Origin of the sequence: Pseudoxanthomonas sp. SGNA-20, from assembly GCF_003931635.1 — a bacterium.
Lineage (GTDB): Bacteria > Pseudomonadota > Gammaproteobacteria > Xanthomonadales > Xanthomonadaceae > Pseudoxanthomonas.
In genome coordinates this window covers 144,304-160,267 of the sequence record NZ_RRYK01000002.1, presented here as the reverse complement: position 1 = coordinate 160,267, position 15,964 = coordinate 144,304, and the positions used below count along the sequence as shown (strand labels likewise).

Genomic DNA, 15,964 nt, shown 5'->3' with positions numbered 1-15,964 from the left:
GGGCAAGGCCTTTCCGTGATACCATCCGCAGGTTGATTCCGGCGGAGCCAACTGGCTCCGCCGCCATGTTTACGGGCCGCTGCTCGCAGCCACGGGGAAGCCCGGCACCACAGGACGCAAAGCACCCGATGACCGATCTCGCCAAAGAAATCATTCCGGTCAACCTAGAAGACGAAATGCGCCGCAGCTACCTCGATTACGCCATGAGCGTGATCGTCGGCCGCGCGCTGCCGGATGTGCGCGATGGCCTGAAGCCGGTGCATCGCCGCGTGCTGTACGCGATGAACGAACTGGGCGCGCACAGCAACAAGCCGTACTACAAGTCCGCGCGCATCGTCGGCGACGTCATCGGTAAGTACCACCCGCACGGCGACCAGTCGGTGTACGACACCCTGGTGCGCATGGCCCAGCCGTTCTCGCTGCGCTACCTGCTGGTGGACGGCCAGGGCAACTTCGGTTCGGTCGACGGCGACTCCGCCGCGGCCATGCGCTACACCGAGGCGCGCATGGCCCGCATCACCCACGAGCTGCTGGCCGACATCGACAAGGAAACCGTCGACTTCCAGCCCAACTACGACGAGAAGGAGCTGGAGCCGTCGGTCATGCCGACCCGGTTCCCGAACCTGCTGGTCAACGGTTCGGCCGGCATCGCCGTGGGCATGGCCACCAACATCCCGCCGCACAACCTCACCGAGGTGGTGAACGGCCTGCTGGCGCTGATCGACGACCCGGAGCTGGACGTCGACGCGCTGATGCAGCACATCCCCGGCCCGGACTTCCCCACCGCCGGCATCATCAACGGCGTCGGCGGCATCCAGCTGGCCTACCGCACCGGCCGCGGCCGCGTGCGCATCCGCGCCCGCGCCGAGATCGAGGTGGCCGACAACGGCCGCGAGTCGATCATCGTCACCGAGATCCCGTACCAGGTGAACAAGGCGCGGCTGATCGAGAAGATCGCCGAGCTGGTCAAGGAAAAGAAGATCGAGGGCATCTCGGAGCTGCGCGACGAGTCCGACAAGGACGGCATGCGCATCTACATCGAGGTCAAGCGCGGCGAGTCCGCCGAGGTGGTGCTCAACAACCTCTACCAGCAGACCCAGCTGGAATCGGTGTTCGGCATCAACATGGTGGCGCTGGTCGACGGCCGCCCGCAGCTGGTCAACCTCAAGCAGATCCTCGAGGCCTTCCTGCGCCACCGCCGCGAGGTGGTGACCCGCCGCACCATCTTCGAGCTGCGCAAGGCGCGCGCCCGCGCCCACGTGCTGGAAGGCCTGACCGTCGCGCTGGCCAACATCGACGAGATGATCGAGCTGATCAAGACCTCGGAGAACCCGCAGGTGGCCAAGGAGCGCATGCTCGGCCGCACCTGGGAGCCGGGCCTGGTCGGCGCGCTGCTGGCCGCCGCCGGCGCCGAGGCCTCGCGCCCGGACGACCTGCCGGCCGGCGTGGGCCTGGTCGAGGGCATGTACCGCCTGACCGAGGTCCAGGCCCAGCAGATCCTGGAGATGCGCCTGCACCGCCTGACCGGCCTGGAGCAGGAGAAGCTGACCGAGGAATACCGCCAGCTGCTGGAGACCATCCGCGGCCTGATCGAGATCCTCGAGGATCCGGAAGTGCTGCGCCAGGTGATCCGCACCGAGCTCAACGAGCTGAAGGCCGAGTACGGCGACGACCGCCGCAGCGAGATCCGCGCCAGCGAGGAGGACCTGGACATCCTCGACCTGATCGCGCCGGAGGACGTGGTGGTGACCCTGTCGCACGCCGGCTACGCCAAGCGCCAGCCGGTGTCGGCCTACCGCGCGCAGAAGCGCGGCGGCCGCGGCCGCGCCGCCGCCGCGACCAAGGACGAGGATTTCATCGACCGGCTGTGGCTGGTCAACACCCACGACACCCTGCTGACCTTTACCAGCAGCGGCAAGGTGTTCTGGCTGCCGGTGCACCAGCTGCCGGAGGCAGGCTCCAACGCCCGCGGCCGCCCGATCATCAACTGGATCCCGCTGGAGGAAGGCGAGCGCGTGCAGGCGGTGCTGCCGGTGCGCGAGTACGCCGAAGGCCAGTACGTGTTCTTCGCCACCCGCAACGGCACGGTGAAGAAGACCCCGCTGACCGAGTTCGCCTTCCGCCTGGCGCGCGGCAAGATCGCGATCAACCTGGACCAGGACGATGCCCTGGTCGGCGTCGCGCTCACCGACGGCGGCCGCGACGTCATGCTGTTCGCCTCCAACGGCAAGGCCGTGCGCTTCGACGAGTCGGAGGTGCGCGCCATGGGCCGCACCGCCACCGGCGTGCGCGGCATCCGCCTGGCCGAGGGCGAGCACGTGGTCAGCCTGGTGGTGCCGGACGGCGAGGGCGACATCCTCACCGCGTCCGAGCGCGGCTACGGCAAGCGCACCCCGCTGTCGGAGTACCCGAAGAAGGGGCGCGGCACCCAGGGCGTGATCGCGATCCAGACCAGCGAGCGCAACGGCAGGCTGGTCGGCGCGATCCAGCTGTCCGAACAGCACGAGGTGCTGCTGATCTCCGACGCCGGCACCCTGGTGCGCACCCGCGCCGCGGAGATCTCCCAGGTCGGCCGCAATACCCAGGGCGTGACCCTGATCCGCCTGGCCGAGGGCGAGTCGCTGCAGGCGGTCGAGCGCGTGGACGCCTCGCTGGACGATGCCGAGGAGGGCGTGCAGCCCGCCGCGGCGGAGCCGGCCGGCGCCGAGGTCCCGCCGGCCGGCTGAGCCCGGCCGCGGGCAACGCCCCAGGCACAAGCGACGAGGGCGGCCAGTGGCCGCCCTCGTCGTATCCGCTGCCGGCGTGGCGCCTTACTGCACGCGGCACTGGCGCCAGCGCACCCGTTCCTCGCGGCCCGGCCGCGGATTGAGCTGCACGCGCACGGTGCGCAGCGCCGGGTAGCGCTCCAGCTCGGCGCAGACCAGCGGCCAGATCGCCTCGATGGTGCCGGTGCGGTCCACCACCAGGGTGTTGTGGGTCAGCCAGAACACGCGGCCGATGCCCGGCTGCAGCGACACCCCGCGCACCACCTCGTTGCGGTAATGCTGCAGGGTGGCTTCGTCGGGGAAGTCCTCGATGCCCGCGTCCTCCGGCAGCCGTTCCGGCTCGCGCGGGGCGACGGCGGGGCTGGCGGCCGGCGCCGCCGCGGCGGCCAGCGCCTGGGGCTCGACGTTGCCGCGCGGGGCGCGCAGCGTGGCCAGGCCGTCCACGAGGGCATCCCCCGACACCACCCCCAGCGCGCCCAGGGCCAGTGCCAGGCCGGCCACGCAGAAGGCCTCGGTCCGCGAGCGGGCCTCGGCCGCCGCTTCCACCTGGGTGCGGGTTTCCGGGCCCACGTAGGGGCGCAGCAGGGTCCACAGCCGGCGGCCGTCGATCACCTCGATGTCGTGGCGTGCGGCCGCCGCCAGCGCGCCGGCGCGCGCGCGGCCCTCGGTCAGCAGGATGCCGTGGCGGGCCTCGGCCAGCTCCATCTCGGCGGCCAGCTCGGTCACGTGGTGGGAGCCGAGGCGGTAGGCGCTGCCGTGCTTGCACGCCAGCAGCCAGCGCTGGCTGCCGTCGGTCATCAGCAGGCGGCTGCCGTCGCCGGGAGGGGCGGCTTCGCCGTGGCCGCGGCCGGCGTGGCGCAGGCCGCGCTGCTGCATGGCCTGGCCGACCAGGGTCGACAGCTCGCGCCAGCGCAGGGCCGCGATCGCGCGCAGGCCGGCGGTCGCGCGGTGCGTGCCGCGACGTACGAACCAGACATAAGGCAGGCCCACGGCAGCCGTGAGCAGGGCCAGGCTCCCCCCCAGGATCCAGGCAGACATCAACTTCCTCGTGGCTCCCCAAACAGCATCGGACCGATGGTACACGGCCCGGGACGCCACCGGTCGCGGGCACGAAAAGGCCCGCCAGTCCAGAAGCCGAGAGGGGAGGGGAGCAAACGGCGAGGGGACTGGCGGGCCGGTTTCGATTCTGCCGAAGCGATTTGTGCTTTGCAACAATGCAGTGGTACCACCGATGGAATGCTGCGTTAGCTGATTCCGGCATCCGGGCGCGGACCGGGGCCGCCGGCGGCCGGCGCCGGGCCCGGGGTCGGCGGCACGGACGGTTCCGGCGCCACGGTGGTGCGCAGCTGCAGTTCCCGGGTCAGGGCGTCGATCCTCGCTCCCAGCGCGTCCAGGTCTTCGCGGGTGGGCACGTCCATCTGCCGCAGGGCCTGCTGGACGCGGTGCTCGAAGGCGCGGCCGACGCTGTCCCAGGCCTCGTTGGCCTTGGCCGTGGCCCGGCCCAGGGCGCCGTCCACGGCCTGGCGCAGCCCTTCCAGGCGCGCGGCGGCGCTGTTCTCGCCGGCCGGGCCCTGGCCCTCGCCGACTGCGCGTCCTTCCTCGGCCAGCTGCTCGAAGAAACGGCTGCCCTCGGCCTGGGCCCGCGCCAGCGCGCCGATGCCCGCCAGCCACACTTGCTGCGCCGATTCACCCAGCTCGCGGGCGAAGCGCCCGGCCTGGGCCTGGATGTCGGCGGCGCTGGGGGTCTCGCGATAGCGGTTTTCAACGGTCATGGCCGGGTCCTCGCGTCGTGGGAAACACACGCGAGTTTCACGGCCGGCCCGCAAAGGCGGCGTGATCCTCAGCCGAGCTTTTCCGCCAGCACCCGGCGGATCTCCGATTCCACCAGCCCCTGCAGGGCCGAGAACAGGAAGCCCAGTTCGGCCTGCACCCGCACCTTGCCGGGCAGCAGCTCGATGCGCCCGTCGATGCCGGGGCCGCCCAGGGCCAGGCTGTCGCCTTCCCAGCGGCTGCTCAGGCCATGCCGCTCCTGCAGCCGGGCGGCGATGCCCTCCACCGCCTGGCGGACCTGCTCGGGCGTGCGCGAATGGGCGTGTTCGATATCGATGCGGGACAAGCGTCGGACTCCGTTGGCTGCGGGAAGGGCGCGCGTGCGCACGCGGAACTGGCGGCTGGTGCAAGCGCGCTGATAGTCTGCCACGCATGCAAGAACACGCACTGCACCTGCACTTCAGCAACCGCCAGCAACCCGACCATCCGCTGGCCGCGGGGGTGTTGCGCCTGGTCCGCCAGGCCAACGGCACCCTTGGCCTGGGCGAGGCGGCCGGCGCGCTGCTGGCGCAGTTCTGCCTGGACCGGCGCGGGCTGTGGCTGCAGGTGGCCAACGGCGCGCGCGGCATCCACGTCAACGGCCGCCCGGTGCGGCGCATGGCCCTGCTGCGCGCCGGCGACGCGGTCTATGCCGACGGCGTCGAACTGCTGGTACGGGCCGGGCCGCGTGCGCCGGAGGCCGCGCAGGAACCCGCGGAGGCGGCGGCGCACGAGGCCTGCGTGGTGTTGCGCGGGGTTGGCGGCGCCCACCACGGGCGCTGCTTCACCCTGGCCCAGCCGCGCCTGGTGGGTTCGGTGCACGAGGCCGACATCCGCATCGACGACCCGGCATTCGCGCCGCGCCACGCCATGCTCGAGCGCCAGGGTGGGCAGGTCCTGCTGCGCGACCTGGGCTCGGCCGAGGGCAGCGTGGTCAACGGCATGCCGGTGCGCGACGCGGTGCTGGCGGCCGGGGACCAGGTCGTGTTCGAGGGCCAGCATCGTTTCGTGGTCGAAGCCCCGGCGCTGCCCGACCTGGCCCCCCGCGGCGCGGGCGACACGGCCGAGCCGGCGGCGGCGCCGGCAGCGCCGCCGCGCAGCGGCGTGCGCGTGCCCTGGCTGCTGCTGGCGGCGATCCTGCTGGCCGGAGCGCTCAGTGCGCTGCTGTGGTTCGGTTCGCCCTGAGCCGCAGCACCAGGCGCCAGCCGAGCAGCAGTGCGAGGATGCCGGCGTACAGCGCCGGCTCGCGGATGTCGGACTTCACCAGCCACCAGAAGTGCAGCACCGCCAGCACGCCGATGGCGTAGACGGCGCGGTGCAGCTGGCCCCAGCGCCGGCCCAGGCGGCGCATCCAGCCGCGGGTGGAGGTGACCGCCAGCGGCACCAGCAGCAGCCAGGCGAGGAAGCCCACGGTGATGTACGGGCGCTTGGCGATTTCCCCGAACAGTTGCGTCCAGTAGCCGCCCAGGTCCAGCACCAGGTACGCGCACAGGTGCAGGCAGGCGTAGAAGAACGCGTAAAGCCCCAGCATGCGCCGGAACTGCAGCAGCACCGGCTGGCCGCTGAGCCGGCGCAACGGGGTGATGGCCAGGGCCAGCAGCAGCAGGCGCAGCGCCCACAGGCCGGTGCGGTGCTCGATCTCGGCCACCGGGTCTGCCCCCAGCATGTCGCCACCGGTGCGCCAGACCTGCGCCATTTGCCAGCCCAGCCACGCGGCCGGCGCCAGGGCCAGCGCATGCGCCGCGGCCTTGGCCGCGACCAGGCCCGCTCCGCTGCTCCGGCGCGGCCGGGCAGGAGCGGCAGGCGCGCCGCTCAGTACCACTTGCGCAGGTCCATGCCGGCGTACAGCGCGGCGACCTGTTCGGCGTAGCCGTTGAACGGCTGCGTCGGGATGCGGGCGGCGAACAGCCTGCTCTTGGTCCCGGCGATGCGGCGCTCGGTCTTCTGGCTCCAGCGCGGATGGTCCACCGCCGGATTGACGTTGGCGAAGAAGCCGTACTCGGACGGCTGCAGTTCGTTCCAGGCGGTCTTCGGCATGCGCTCGGTGAAGCGGATGGCCACGATCGACTTGATCGACTTGAAGCCGTACTTCCACGGCACCACCAGGCGCAGCGGCGCGCCGTTCTGCTGCGGCAGCGGCTTGCCGTACAGGCCGGTGGCCAGCAGGGCCAGCGGGTGCATGGCCTCGTCGATGCGCAGGCCCTCGCGGTACGGCCAGTCGATCGAGCGGTAGCGGATCCCGGGCATCTGCCGCGGGTCGGCCAGGGTGGTGAAGGCCACGTACTTGGCCTTCGAGGTCGGCTCGAAGCGGCGCAGCACGTCCGCCAGCGGCACGCCGTTCCACGGGATCACCATCGACCAGCCTTCCACGCAGCGCAGGCGGTAGATGCGTTCCTCCACCGCGATCCCGCGCAGCAGGTCCTCCAGGCCGATGGTGCCGGGCCTGGCGCACTCGCCGTCGACCAACACCGACCAGGGCGAGGTGCGCAGGGTGCGGGGCGCGCACGAGGGATCGTCCTTGTTGGTGCCGAACTCGTAGAAGTTGTTGTAGGTGGTGGCGTCCTCGTAGCGGGTCGGCTCCTCGTCGGTGCTGAAACCGGCGCGCGCCTGGGCGGTGCTGGTCCGGGCGCGCGGCGGGGGCGGCGGCTCGGCTTCGGCGCAGCCGGCCAGGCCCAGCACCGGGCTGGCGGCAAGCATGCCCAGCAGTCGGCGGCGGTCGCGGTAGACCGCCTCGTCGGTGATTTCGCTGGCGGGGATCCGGGGCAGGGAAGGCGGGCGCATGGCAGGTTCCGGAGGTCGGACGGAAGTGGGACAGCGTCCATGCCGGCGCGGTTCCCCGCGGCGGCGCGGGGCCGGTCTTGGTTGCGCCCGCAACTGGTGCGCTGCGGCATACTACGAGCCCTTTCGTTATGGGTGCTTCATGACGCGCGCGTACAACTTCAGTGCCGGCCCTGCGACGTTGCCGGAAGCGGTCCTGCGCCAGGCGCAGGCGGAAATGCTGGACTGGAACGGGGTGGGCGCGTCGATCGTCGAGCTGAGCCACCGTGGCGCCGAGTTCATGGCCGTGGCCGCGCAGGCCGAGGCCGACCTGCGCGCCCTGATGTCGATCCCGGACGACTACGCCGTGCTGTTCATGCAGGGTGGTGCCACCACCCAGCAGGCGCTGCTGGCGCTGAACTTCGCCGCCCCGGGCCAGCGCGCCGACTACGTGGTCACCGGCCACTGGAGCAAGACCGCGATCAAGCAGGCGCGGCCGTACGTGGACGTGCACGTGGTCGCCGACGGCGAGGCCGGCGGCTTCCGCGACATCCCGCCGCGCGCGCAGTGGGCGCTGAGCCCCGGCGCGGCCTACGTGCACATCACCGCCAACGAGACCATCCACGGCGTGGAGTACCGCGGGGCGCCGGACGTGGGCGGGGCGCCGCTGTTCGCCGACTTCAGTTCCTCGATCGCCTCCGAGCCGATCGACGTATCGAAGTACGGCCTGATCTACGCCGGTGCGCAGAAGAACCTGGGCCCGGTCGGCATCTCGGTGGTGATCGTGCGCCGCGAACTGCTGGAGCGCGCCGGCCAGCCGCGCGCGGACATCTTCACCTACGCCTCGCACGCGGCGCGCGATTCGATGCTCAACACGCCGCCGACCTGGAACTGGTACCTGCTGGGCCTGACCGTGCGCTGGATGCTGGAACAGGGCGGCGTGGAGGAGTTCGCACGGCGCAACGCGGCCAAGGCCGCGCTGGTGTACCAGGCGATCGACGCCTCCGGCGGCTTCTACCGCAACGAAGTCGCGCCGGCGGTGCGCTCGCGCATGAACATCCCGTTCTTCCTGCCCGACGAGGCGCTGACCGCGCGCTTCGTGGCCGAATCGCGCGAGGCCGGCCTGCTGGCGCTGAAGGGCCACAAGGCCGTCGGCGGCCTGCGCGCCTCGCTGTACAACGCCATGCCGCTGGAAGGGGCGCAGGCCCTGGTCGACTTCATGGCCGACTTCCAGCGCCGCCACGGCTGACCCACCGGTTGCGCGGCGGCCGCGGCCGCCGCCAGTGACGACGGAACCCTTCGATGGCATCGAGCAAGAAAACCAGCGCAAGCAAGGCCGTGCCCGCCGCCCGCAAGGCCGCGACCCGCAAGACCCCGGCGCGCCGCGCGGCGGCGAAGACCGCGCCGCCGGTGCTGGAGGACGTGCGCGCGCAGATCGACAGCATCGACCGGCAGATCCAGGAGCTGATCGCGCAGCGCGCGCGCTTCGCCCTGCAGGTCGGCAAGGCCAAGGGCAAGCTCGCCGCGGCGGTGGACTACTACCGCCCCGAGCGCGAGGCCCAGGTGCTGCGCATGGTGGTGGACCGCAACCAGGGGCCGCTGCCGGACGAGGTCCTGGTGCACGTGTTCCGCGAGATCATGTCCGCCTGCCTGGCGCAGCAGGAGCCGCTGAAGATCGGCTACCTGGGGCCGGAAGGAACCTTCAGCCAGCAGGCCGTGCTCAAGCACTTCGGCCGCTCGGCGCACGGCCTGCCGCTGGCGAGCATCGAGGAGGTGTTCCAGGAGGTCGACGCCGGCAACGCCGACTTCGGCGTGGTGCCGGTGGAGAACTCCGGCCAGGGCACGATCCAGGTCACCCTCGACATGTTCCTGACCTCGCCACTGAAGATCTGCGGCGAGGTGGAGCTGAAGGTGCACCAGTACCTGCTCTCGCGCACCGGCCGGATCGAGGACATCGAGCGCATCTACGCCCATCCGCAGGCCTTCGCCCAGACCGCCGGCTGGCTGCGCGCCAACCTGCCGAAGGTGGAGAAGGTGCCGGTGTCCAGCAACGCCGAGGGCGCGCGCCGCGCGCGCGGCGCCGACGACGCGGCCGCCATCGCCGGCGAGAGTGCGGCGCACGTCTACGGCCTGAAGAAGGTCATCATGCAGCCGATCCAGGACGACCGCGACAACACCACGCGCTTCCTGGTCATCGGCCGGCGCCTGTTCCCGCCGTCCGGCCACGACCGCACCTCGATCCTGGTGTTCATCCACGACAAGCCCGGCGCGCTGTTCGACGTGCTCAGCCCGTTCGCGCGCCACGGCATCAGCATGAACCGGATCGAGTCGCGGCCCTCGCACCAGGCCAAGTGGGAGTACGCGTTCTTCATCGACCTGGCCGGCCACGTCGAGGACGAGGCGATGAAGAAGGCGCTGGCCGAGCTGGAGAAGCACGTGGCCAAGGTGAAGGTGCTGGGGTCGTATCCGGTGGCGGTGCCTTGAGGGCGGTGATTGGTGATTGGTGATTCGTTCGCGGCGCTGGAAGGCGCCGGGCGTGCAGACGATGGAGAGCTGATGTCGCAGTCTTCGCAACACTGGATCGCAAGCGCGGGGCAGCCGCTGCGCGGGACGCTGGAGATCCCCGGCGACAAGTCCGTTTCGCACCGTGCGGTGATGTTCGCCGCGCTGGCCGATGGCGTTTCCACCATCGATGGCTTCCTCGAAGGCGAGGACACCCGTGCCACCGCGGCGATCTTCGAGCGGCTGGGCGTGCGCATCGAGACGCCGACGGCGTCGCGGCGCATCGTCCACGGCGTGGGCGTGGACGGGCTCAGGCCCGCCGACGGCCCGCTGGACTGCGGCAACGCCGGCACCGGCATGCGCCTGCTGGCCGGGCTGCTGGCCGGGCAGGCGTTCGACAGCGTGCTGGTCGGCGACGCCTCGCTGTCGAAGCGGCCCATGCGCCGGGTCACGGTGCCGCTGGCACAGATGGGCGCCCGGATCGACACCGGGGCCGACGGTACCCCGCCGCTGCGCATCCACGGCGGGCAGAAGCTGCGTGGCATCGACTACACGCTGCCGGTGGCCAGCGCCCAGGTGAAGTCGGCGCTGCTGCTGGCCGGGCTGTACGCCGAGGGCGGGACCTCGGTGGCCGAGCCGCACCCGACCCGCGACTACACCGAGCGCATGCTGGCCGCGTTCGGCGTGGACATCGAGTTCTCGCCGGGCTACGCCCGCCTGCGCGGCGGCCAGCGCCTGCGCGCCACCGACATCGCGGTGCCGGCGGACTTCTCCTCTGCCGCGTTCTTCCTGGTCGCGGCCAGCATCGTGCCCGGCTCGGAACTGCGCCTGCGCCAGGTCGGCCTCAATCCGCGCCGCACCGGACTGCTGCATGCGCTGCGCCTGATGGGCGCGGACATCACCGAGGAGAATCCCTCCACCCATGGCGGCGAGCCGGTGGCCGACCTGGTGGTGCGGCATGCGCCGCTGCGCGGCATCGAGGTGCCGGAGGCACTGGTGCCGGACATGATCGACGAATTCCCGGCGCTGTTCGTGGCCGCGGCCTGCGCCGAAGGCCCGACCGTGGTCCGCGGCGCGGCCGAGCTGCGGGTGAAGGAATCCGACCGCCTGGCGGCGATGGCCAGCGGCCTGCGCACGCTGGGCCTGCAGGTCGACGAGACCCCGGACGGCGCCACCATCCATCCCGGGCAGCTGCACGGCGGCACGATCGAGAGCCAGCACGACCACCGCATCGCCATGTCCTTCGCCGTCGCCGGGCAGCGCTCGGATGCGCAGGTACGGATCAACGACACCGCCACCGTGGCGACGTCGTTCCCGGGGTTCGACCTGCTGGCGCGTGGCTGCGGTTTCGGCCTGGCGGCCGGCTGAGGACGCGCGCCCTCACTCGCGGCGGAACTCGACCGGCAGGTGCACGGTGGAAGGCACGGCCTGGCCGTCGCGCATGGCCGGCTCGAAGCGCCACTGCCGCGCCGCCGCCATGGCGGCGCGGTCGAATGCCGGGTCCTCGCTGCCACCGCGCGCGACCACCTGCACGTCCACCGGACGCCCGTCGCTGCCGACGATGATCGCAACGACCACGTCGCCCTCGCTGCCGTTGCGCAGCGCGCTGCGCGGATAGCTGGGCACCGGGTTGCCGGCCAGCGGGCGTGGCGGGCGGTCCGTTTCCAGCGCTGTGGAAGGGCTGGCGGGCAGGCCGTCGTAATACTGCGGCTGGTCGCCGGCAGCCACCGGGTTTGCCTCGCGCAGGGCCAGCCACGCCAGGGCCGCGGCGAGCAATGCCAGGCCCAGCATCGCCGCGCGCAGCGCCAGGGCGTGCCTGGACAGCGCGGCCCGGAGCCCGGCGCGGCCGGTGTCGAAGTAGGTGGCCATGGCGGTTCCTCGTTGCAGGTGCACGGGGAGTCTGGCCACGCCGGTGTGTCGGCCGGATGATCGGGCGATGAAGCCCGTGCCAACGGCGCGCCACGGTTCAGCGCCGTGAGCGCCGCTTCACTCGGTCTGGAACTCCACCGGCACGATGGCTTCGCCCGGGAGCGGCCGGCCTTCGCCGTCGCGTGCGGGCTGGAAGCGCCAGCGCAGTGCCGCCTCGGCCGCGGCGCGGTCCAGCTCGCGCGAACCGCTGCGCTCGACGATCTCCACGTCGCCGGCGCGGCCTTCGGCATCCACCTGGACCCGCAGCACCACGGTGCCACTCTCGCCGCGGCGCAGGGCGGAAGCGGGATAGCGTGGCGCGGGCTGGCCCGGCAGCAGTTCGGGTGCCTGGGCGATGCTGGACGCCACCGGCGCGACCGGCGCCGGTTCCACCGGCGCGGGCTCGACGGTTTCCGGCTCCGGCTGCACCGGCTCCGGCGCGGGCGCTTCCTCCACCAGGCGCGGTTCCTCGCCGTCGGCGGTGCGCGGCAGCGGCGCGCTGGTTCCAGCCGGCATGGGCGCGGGCAGCGGCTCGCTGGGCAGCGCGGCCAGCGCCGCCGCCGGGGCGGCCTCGCCCGGGGCTGGCTCGCCGGACTGCCGGGTCACCACCAGCAGGAACAGCACCCAGCCCAGCACGAAGGCACCGGCGACCACGGCCCAGCGGCTGCGGGCCAGGCGGCGCAGGAGGTCCGCGGGGTGTTCTTCGGTTCGGCTCATGCGGCGTGTCGGGGGCGGAGCGGCCGATTCTGGCACAGCCCGGCCGGGCCCGCGGGCGCGGGGGGCGCCGGTTGGGGGATAATGCACGTCTCTTCCGCGTCCTCTCGGTTCCTGCAATGCTCGACCCCTCGCTGCTCCGTTCCCAGACCGCCGCCATCGCCGAGCGCCTCGCCACGCGCGGCTACGCCCTCGACACCCAGGCGCTGGAATCGCTGGAGGCCGAGCGCAAGGCCATCCAGGTGCGCACCCAGGAGCTGCAGAACCTGCGCAACACCCGCTCCAAGGCGATCGGCCAGGCCAAGGCCAGGGGCGAGGACGTGTCCGCGCTGCTGGCCGAGGTCGCCGGCTTCGGCGACGAGCTGAAGGCTTCCGAGGCGCGCCTGGAGGAGATCCGTGGCAAGCTCGAAGCGCTTACCCAGGGCATCCCCAACCTGCCGGCCGAGGACGTGCCGGTGGGTCCGGACGAGTCGGCCAACGCCGAGCAGCACCGCTGGGGCACGCCGCGCAGCTTCGACTTCGAGCCCAAGGACCATGTCGACCTGGGCGCGCGCAACGGCTGGCTGGACGCGGAGACCGCGGCCAAGCTGAGCGGCGCGCGCTTCACCGTGCTGCGCGGCCAGCTGGCGCGCCTGCACCGCGCCCTGGCCCAGTTCATGCTGGACCTGCACACCGGCGAGCACGGCTACGAGGAAACCAACGTGCCGGTGGTCGTCAACGGCGACGCGCTGTACGGCACCGGCCAGCTGCCCAAGTTCGAGGAGGACCTGTTCTCCACCCAGCTGGGCGAGAACCGGCGCTACCTGATCCCGACCTCCGAGGTGCCGCTGACCAACATCGCCCGCGGCGAGATCCTGGCGCCGGAGCAGCTGCCGCTGCGCATGACCGCGCACTCGATGTGCTTCCGTTCCGAGGCCGGCAGCGGCGGCCGCGACGTGCGCGGCATGATCCGCCAGCACCAGTTCGAGAAGGTGGAGCTGGTCTCGATCACCCGCCCGGAGGACAGCGACGCCGAGCACGAGCGCATGACCCGCTGCGCCGAGACCGTGCTGGAGAAGCTGGGCCTGCCGTACCGCCGCGTGCTGCTGTGCACCGGTGACATGGGCTTCTCCGCGCGCAAGACCTACGACCTGGAGGTCTGGCTGCCCTCGCAGCAGACCTACCGCGAGATCTCCTCCTGCTCCAACTGCGGCGACTTCCAGGCGCGCCGCATGCAGGCGCGCTGGCGCAACCCGGCCACCGGCAAGCCGGAACTGGTGCACACGCTCAATGGCTCGGGCGTGGCCGTGGGCCGCGCACTCATCGCGGTGATGGAGAACTACCAGAACGCCGACGGCTCGATCGACGTGCCCGAGGTGCTGCGGCCGTACATGGGCGGCGCGGCCCGCATCGCCTGATCCCTCCCGGCGGCCGGCAGCGCCGGCCGCCCTCCTGCCTCAGGCCGCCTCGGCCAGCGGCTGCACCAGTTCGTCGATCCGCGCCCGGGCCCCGGCCAGGGCCTGCTCGCGGTGTTCGGGCGAGATCGCCACGCCTTCGGCGCGGACCAGTTCCACATCGTGGATGCCGATGAAGGCGAACAGCTGGCGCAGGTACGGCTCCTGGAAGTCGGTCGGCGCACCGGCGTGCAGGCCGCCGCGGGCGCTGGCGATGATCACCTTGCGCCCGCCAGCCAGGCCCTGCGGGCCCTCGGCGGTGTAGCGGAAGGTGCGCCCGGCGACCACGATGCGGTCGATCCAGGCCTTCAGGGTCGAGGGAATCGACAGGTTGTACATCGGCACGCCGATCACCACGACGTCCGCCGACAGGAACTGCTCCAGCACGCGCTCGGCCTCGGCCGCCTGCGCCGGATCGCTCTTGGCCAGCGCGGCGCCGGTCAGGTGGGGCAGGGGCTCGGCGTCCAGGTCGCGGTACTCGACCTGCAGGCCGGGATGGTGCGCTTTCCACTCGGCGACAATGGCGGCGCTCAGTCCGCGGCTCACGGAATTGGCGCCCAGGGCGCTGGAATCGATATGCAGTAGTTTCATGGCTGTGCTCTCGCTGCTCTAGGGTGGTAAGGGCGGTAGGGCCGCCGGCAGGGCACAGGGTCCATCGTTGCAACGATGGGATAAAGGTGGTTAGATAACACCGTCTGTTGCGTCTGTGGAGACAGCGCCATGCAGGACCTGAACGACCTCTACTATTTCGCCATGGTCGTCGAGCACGGCGGCTTTGCCGCGGCGGAGCGGGCCCTTGGAATTCCCAAGTCGCGCCTGAGTCGCCGTATCAGCCAGCTGGAAACCGACCTCGGCGTGCGCCTGTTGCAACGTTCCACCCGCCGCTTCGCGGTCACTGACGTGGGCATGAGCGTGTACCGCCACGCCCAGACCATGCTTGCCGAGGCCCAGGCCGCGCGCGAGGTGGTGGACCGCCTGAGCGCCGAGCCGCGCGGGCTGGTACGGGTGAGCGTGCCGGTGGCTATCGCCCAGCAGCAGCTGCCGAAGCTGCTGCCGAAGTTCCTGCAGCAGTACCCGAAGGTGCGCCTGCAACTGCACGTCAACAACCGCCGCGTCGACCTGATCAACGAAGGCTTCGACGTGGCCCTGCGCGTGCGCACCCGGCTGGACGACGACGGCAGCCTGGTGATGCGCAGCTTCGGCCAGATCCAGGAACTGATGGTGGCCAGCCCCAAGTACCTGGACCGGGCCGGTCGGCCCAAGGATCCGTCCGAGCTGGCTTCGCACCTGACCCTGAGCATGCACGAGGATGAAGCGCACCAGCGCTGGGAACTGCACGGTCCCAACGGCGAGGTGCGCCGCGTGGACGACCTGCAGCCGCGGGTGGCCGGGTTCGACTTCCCGCTGCTGCTGGCGATGGTCAAGGACGGTTTCGGCATCACCATGCTGCCGGAGACCGTGTGCGCCGAGGCCGTGCGCAACGGCGAGCTGGAGGTGGTGCTGCCCGAGTGGTCGCTGCCGCAGGGCATCTGCCACGCGGTGTTCGCCTCGCGCCGCGGCCTGCTGCCGGCGGTGCGGGTGTTCATCGACTTCCTGGCCGAGCACCTGCCGAAGCAGATCGAGGCCTCGCGCCTGGACTGCGGCAACTGCGGGCGCAAGGATGGCGGCGCGGTGGCCGCGGCCGGCAGCGAAATCGCCCTGGCCGGCTGATTCGGCGCCCGCCGCATGCGACAATCGGCGGCCGGCCAGCGGCCTGCCGCCGCATTGCCGTCCGCGCTGCACGGTGTGCAGCCTTGCCTGGCGCTTCGGCGTCAGCATGGCTGCCGCCGGACCCGGCATGGGCGTCGGTGGGGTGCGGTGGGGCGAGGCGGCACGCATGTCGCGCCCGGCCATGTCCGTAGCAGCGCCAGTGCATTGGCTTGCGCGCGGACCGGGCACTGCGGTGCGTGGTCCTGGTCCGCACGGCGGCGCCGCGCAAGCGGCGCGATGCAACGTAAAACGGAGAGATGGCCGAGCGGTTCAAGGCACCGGTCTTGACCCGCAGGCCGAAGGCCGGAGGGCGCATCGACGCAGTCG

At 71.9% G+C, this 15,964-nt stretch carries 15 protein-coding genes; 7 read left to right on the top strand and 8 right to left on the bottom strand.

What is annotated here, in order from left to right:
- Nucleotides 1-128 precede the first annotated feature (128 nt).
- The gene (gene gyrA / locus EIM48_RS06040) at nucleotides 129-2,726 is read left to right on the top strand and encodes a DNA gyrase subunit A (protein WP_125108658.1); all 2,598 of its coding nucleotides are present in this window, start codon (nucleotides 129-131) and stop codon (nucleotides 2,724-2,726) included.
- Nucleotides 2,727-2,810: 84 nt separating this feature from the next.
- Here the strand turns inward: gyrA and EIM48_RS06035 are convergent, their stop codons facing one another.
- The 3 genes from EIM48_RS06035 to EIM48_RS06025 all read right to left on the bottom strand — a co-directional run bounded on the left by EIM48_RS06035 (nucleotide 2,811) and on the right by EIM48_RS06025 (nucleotide 4,881).
- Complete coding sequence (locus tag EIM48_RS06035; protein ID WP_125111291.1) at nucleotides 2,811-3,803, bottom strand: restriction endonuclease; 993 nt, start codon at nucleotides 3,801-3,803, stop codon at nucleotides 2,811-2,813.
- Between the two features lie 206 nt (nucleotides 3,804-4,009).
- Nucleotides 4,010-4,537: a phasin family protein gene (locus EIM48_RS06030; protein WP_019399911.1), complete on the bottom strand. Its 528-nt coding sequence runs from the start codon at nucleotides 4,535-4,537 to the stop codon at nucleotides 4,010-4,012.
- A 68-nt stretch (nucleotides 4,538-4,605) separates the two neighbouring features.
- Nucleotides 4,606-4,881 (bottom strand): polyhydroxyalkanoic acid system family protein, encoded by a 276-nt coding sequence (locus tag EIM48_RS06025; RefSeq protein WP_019399912.1) that lies wholly within the window; start codon nucleotides 4,879-4,881, stop codon nucleotides 4,606-4,608.
- Between the two features lie 86 nt (nucleotides 4,882-4,967).
- Here EIM48_RS06025 and EIM48_RS06020 point away from each other — a divergent pair, with 86 nt between their 5' ends.
- The gene (locus EIM48_RS06020) at nucleotides 4,968-5,759 is read left to right on the top strand and encodes an FHA domain-containing protein (protein ID WP_019399913.1); all 792 of its coding nucleotides are present in this window, start codon (nucleotides 4,968-4,970) and stop codon (nucleotides 5,757-5,759) included.
- Here the strand turns inward: EIM48_RS06020 and msrQ are convergent.
- Both msrQ and msrP read right to left on the bottom strand, forming a co-directional pair.
- Complete coding sequence (gene msrQ / locus EIM48_RS06015) at nucleotides 5,728-6,336, bottom strand: protein-methionine-sulfoxide reductase heme-binding subunit MsrQ (RefSeq protein ID WP_026010789.1); 609 nt, start codon at nucleotides 6,334-6,336, stop codon at nucleotides 5,728-5,730. The two genes, EIM48_RS06020 and msrQ, sit on opposite strands and share 32 nt — an antisense overlap.
- Nucleotides 6,337-6,386: 50 nt before the next feature.
- Entirely contained in the window at nucleotides 6,387-7,355 is a 969-nt protein-coding gene (gene msrP / locus EIM48_RS06010; protein ID WP_125111290.1) for a protein-methionine-sulfoxide reductase catalytic subunit MsrP, read from the bottom strand.
- 139 nt (nucleotides 7,356-7,494) lie between these two features.
- Here msrP and serC point away from each other — a divergent pair, with 139 nt between their 5' ends.
- The 3 genes from serC to aroA all read left to right on the top strand — a co-directional run bounded on the left by serC (nucleotide 7,495) and on the right by aroA (nucleotide 11,201).
- Complete coding sequence (serC, locus tag EIM48_RS06005) at nucleotides 7,495-8,580, top strand: phosphoserine transaminase (RefSeq protein WP_019399916.1); 1,086 nt, start codon at nucleotides 7,495-7,497, stop codon at nucleotides 8,578-8,580.
- Between the two features lie 53 nt (nucleotides 8,581-8,633).
- Entirely contained in the window at nucleotides 8,634-9,815 is a 1,182-nt protein-coding gene (gene pheA / locus EIM48_RS06000) for a prephenate dehydratase (RefSeq protein WP_019399917.1), read from the top strand.
- A gap of 72 nt (nucleotides 9,816-9,887) precedes the next feature.
- Nucleotides 9,888-11,201 carry a 3-phosphoshikimate 1-carboxyvinyltransferase gene (aroA, locus tag EIM48_RS05995; protein WP_028914646.1) on the top strand — a complete coding sequence of 438 codons (1,314 nt, stop codon included), beginning with the start codon at nucleotides 9,888-9,890 and terminating at the stop codon, nucleotides 11,199-11,201.
- A gap of 12 nt (nucleotides 11,202-11,213) precedes the next feature.
- On the opposite strand, the gene EIM48_RS05990 is transcribed toward aroA, so the two are convergent.
- Together EIM48_RS05990 and EIM48_RS05985 are read right to left on the bottom strand one after the other, a co-directional pair.
- Nucleotides 11,214-11,702, bottom strand: coding sequence for an energy transducer TonB (locus EIM48_RS05990; protein ID WP_051403633.1), 489 nt, complete (start codon nucleotides 11,700-11,702; stop codon nucleotides 11,214-11,216).
- 117 nt (nucleotides 11,703-11,819) lie between these two features.
- Entirely contained in the window at nucleotides 11,820-12,458 is a 639-nt protein-coding gene (locus EIM48_RS05985) for an energy transducer TonB (RefSeq protein WP_019399919.1), read from the bottom strand.
- Between the two features lie 116 nt (nucleotides 12,459-12,574).
- Here EIM48_RS05985 and serS point away from each other — a divergent pair, with 116 nt between their 5' ends.
- The gene (gene serS, locus EIM48_RS05980; RefSeq protein ID WP_028914645.1) at nucleotides 12,575-13,852 is read left to right on the top strand and encodes a serine--tRNA ligase; all 1,278 of its coding nucleotides are present in this window, start codon (nucleotides 12,575-12,577) and stop codon (nucleotides 13,850-13,852) included.
- A gap of 39 nt (nucleotides 13,853-13,891) precedes the next feature.
- Here serS and EIM48_RS05975 read toward each other — a convergent pair whose 3' ends face one another.
- Entirely contained in the window at nucleotides 13,892-14,479 is a 588-nt protein-coding gene (locus tag EIM48_RS05975) for an FMN-dependent NADH-azoreductase (protein ID WP_125108655.1), read from the bottom strand.
- Nucleotides 14,480-14,608: 129 nt separating this feature from the next.
- Between EIM48_RS05975 and EIM48_RS05970 the strand changes: the two genes are divergently transcribed.
- Nucleotides 14,609-15,598, top strand: coding sequence for a LysR family transcriptional regulator (locus EIM48_RS05970; protein WP_019399922.1), 990 nt, complete (start codon nucleotides 14,609-14,611; stop codon nucleotides 15,596-15,598).
- Nucleotides 15,599-15,964: the final 366 nt, after the last annotated feature.